Origin of the sequence: Streptomyces niveiscabiei, assembly GCF_001419795.1 — a bacterium.
Taxonomy (GTDB): Bacteria; Actinomycetota; Actinomycetes; order Streptomycetales; family Streptomycetaceae; genus Streptomyces; species Streptomyces niveiscabiei.
In genome coordinates this window covers 1-1,962 of record NZ_LIRL01001276.1, presented here as the reverse complement: position 1 = coordinate 1,962, position 1,962 = coordinate 1, and the positions used below count along the sequence as shown (strand labels likewise).

Annotated in this window: 3 protein-coding genes; 1 reads left to right on the top strand and 2 read right to left on the bottom strand. The window is 71.0% G+C overall.

Annotated elements, in window-relative coordinates; all coding sequences use genetic code 11:
* Together AOK24_RS43060 and AOK24_RS43055 are read right to left on the bottom strand one after the other, a co-directional pair.
* Positions 1–542 (bottom strand): lipid II flippase MurJ (locus tag AOK24_RS43060; protein ID WP_276206899.1); only part of this gene is annotated, 542 nt, incomplete at its 3' end.
* Positions 543–573: 31 nt separating this feature from the next.
* A complete protein-coding gene (locus AOK24_RS43055) occupies positions 574–1,383 on the bottom strand; it encodes a DUF4232 domain-containing protein (protein ID WP_055725286.1) in 810 nt (269 codons plus the stop codon).
* A 244-nt stretch (positions 1,384–1,627) separates the two neighbouring features.
* Here AOK24_RS43055 and AOK24_RS43050 point away from each other — a divergent pair.
* Positions 1,628–1,962 (top strand): helix-turn-helix domain-containing protein (locus tag AOK24_RS43050; protein ID WP_240554405.1); only part of this gene is annotated, 335 nt, incomplete at its 3' end.

The following is a 1,962-nucleotide window of genomic DNA, read 5'->3' as shown; positions in this document are numbered from 1 at the left end:
GTCCACATCATCGCGCCGAACTTCTCCCGCGCGTTGAGGACCTGCCCGTACATCCCGAACACCCCGTAGAAAAAGATCTGCGGCAACAGGAACCGGGCGAAAGTGACGGTCAATTCGAAGGCGGCGTGATGGGAGGGGGTGTCCCGCATGTAGAGGGACACGATCTCCGGCGCCGCCCAGACCGCCGCCACCGTACCGACCGCGAGGACGGTCACGACGAGGGTGACGAGCCGCTGCTCGTAGGCGCGCCCCCCGTCCGCGTCGGTGGCCCGCGCCCGCACCAGCTGAGGAACGAGGACGGCGTTCAGCGCGCCCCCGATCAGCAGCGTGTAGAGGCTGGTCGGCACGGTGTTGGCCGTGTTGTACGTACTGGCCAGCAGCCCCGTGCCGAGCGCCGCCGCCTGGAGCACCTGCCGGATCAGCCCCGTCGCCCGCGACACGACCGTCCCCAGCGCCATCAGGACGGACGAGCGCCCGACCCCCGCCTGCTTCTTCTCCGCCGCGTGCCGACGCCGCGCCACGCTCCCCGCCCCCTGCACCATGCGGGCCAACTTAGCGACCCGCAAGATCAGTTCACCACATCAGGGCGTCGTCCATGTCCTGCTGCCAGTACGTCACCTTGAGGGAGTCGTCGATGTAGACGCCCCCGGCGGGCAGCTTCGGCTTGGCGCCGGTGCCGACGCTGCCGCCGTCCAGGTTCCGGCCGTAGAAGTACACGTCCAGCGACTTCACCGTACGGCCGCCCGAGGCGCTGCCGTCGGTCGCCGAGAGCGCGACGCCCGCGTACCCGGACTGCCCCGGTTCGAGCGTGACGACGGCCTGCGGCTGCGAGTCCTCGATGACCGGCGGCGCGGACTGCGCGCCCGCGAAGGCGACGGCCGGGTAGTAGTACAGGAAGCACGGCTTGCTGCCGGTGTTGGTGACGGTCAGCAGCATGTGGTTGACGGGCCGGTTGACGGGCGCGGCGACGGTCTTGGTGTTCGACCCCTCGCAGGTGACGGGCGAGGCCGCCTTGCCCGTGGACTTCCCGGCCGACGACCCGCCGGTGGAGCCGGACGCTGCCGTACCCCCGGAGGTGCCCGCGGAAACCGAGGAGCCCTTGCCGGCCGAAGAACCGGACGAGGAACCCCCCGAGGAACCCCCCGTCGACGTGGACACGCCGGACGCGCCGGACGCACCGGCCCCGCCCGAAGCAGAACCCGCCCCCGAGGCCGGAGCGGAAGCGGACGGCGTGTCCGAGGAGGACGCCGGCACCGGCGCCCCGGTGACATCGACGCCCGTCCCGTCCTTGCAGGCGGTCATCGACAACGCGGCGATCACGACGCCCGCCGCGGCGCTCACGAGACGGACACGACGGGTACGGGAGGTACGGAAACCGGACATGGCTGAACTGCCCCTTAGTCGTTCGGGTCGGTGTGGTGCTTGGATGACCCGAGCTTGTGGGGTGATCCGTCCCAACCGCCACGCCCAGCGCCCAGTTGGGCACGCCGGAACGGAAAAACACACTCCCACCAGGGGAAACGCGGTCCGCCTGGAACGCGCGAACGGGACACGGGAAGAGCACGGGAAGAGGGAGCGACAGGTGTCAGCGACGGTGGGGGCCGACGACATCGAGGAATTCGCGGCGATGCTCCGCGCCCTCAAGGACCGTTCAGGACTCAGCTACGGCACCCTCGCCAAGCGCCTCCACATGAGTACGTCGACCCTCCACCGCTACTGCAACGGCACCGCCGTACCCCCGGAGTACGCCCCCGTCGAACGCCTCGCCCGAGCCTGCCGCGCGACCCCCGAGGAACTCGTCGACCTCCACCGCCACTGGATCCTCGCGGACACGGCCCGCAGACGCCGCACGAAGGAGACACCGGCCCCGTACGCCCCCGCCGAGCCACCCGGCGAGGCAGCACCGGCGACGCCGGACGCCCCGAAGGCCACGCCCCCGGAGCAGCCCGAGCCCGAATCCAC

Bases quoted from the DNA above. Each gene is read 5' to 3' on its own strand.
- AOK24_RS43055 (WP_055725286.1), bottom strand. From the start codon at position 1,383: ATGTCCGGTTTCCGTACCTCCCGTACCCGTCGTGTCCGTCTCGTGAGC.